1 protein-coding gene is annotated in these 699 nt (G+C 49.2%); it reads left to right on the forward strand.

Annotation, left to right across the window (positions count from 1 at the left end; genetic code table 11):
• Positions 1-638 (forward strand): fructose PTS transporter subunit IIB (locus AB4232_RS18570; RefSeq protein ID WP_372087717.1); only part of this gene is annotated, 638 nt, incomplete at its 5' end.
• Positions 639-699: the final 61 nt, after the last annotated feature.

Raw genomic sequence — 699 nt, forward strand, 5'->3', positions numbered from 1 at the left:
AAGCAGGTAAAGCAGCAGCAATCATGGGTTCTATCGGTATCTCTGAGGGTGCTATCCCGTTCGCAGCGAACGACCCAATGCGCGTACTTCCTTCAATCGTTGCCGGTGGTATCGTTGGTTGTGTGTTTGGCTTCATGACAGACGTTCTACTTCACGCACCTTGGGGCGGCCTAATCACGGCACCAGTATCAAGCAACATTCCAATGTACGTGGTCGGTATTGCGCTAGGTTCACTAACTACGGCGGTTATCGTTGGCTTCTGGAAGCCAGTAGCGGTTGAAACCGAAGAAGACATGGTTGAAGCACCAGTACAAGCTCAAACAGCTCCTGTAGCCGGCGAAGGCGAGTACGACATCGTAGCCGTAACATGTTGTCCTTCTGGTGTTGCACACACCTTCATGGCGGCGAAAGCACTGGAAAATGCAGGCTTAGCAGCAGGCCTTAAGATTAAAGTAGAAACTCAAGGTCAAAACGGTATTCAGAACCGCATCAGCGACCTAGATGTAGCGAACGCGAAGCTAGTTATCTTGGCTCACGATATTCAAGTGAAAGACCCTCACCGCTTTGCTAACGCGAACGTGATTGAGTGTTCAACGAAAGAAGCGATGAAGAAAGCCGCGGACATGGTGGCTATTTAAAACCTGAAACAAGTTGGAAGATAAAATTACTACCCCCTAGTAACTAAAATCCCCATTCGCC

Source organism: Vibrio sp. 10N.286.46.A8 (genome assembly GCF_041470165.1).
In the GTDB taxonomy this organism is placed as follows: domain Bacteria; phylum Pseudomonadota; class Gammaproteobacteria; order Enterobacterales; family Vibrionaceae; genus Vibrio; species Vibrio tasmaniensis_A.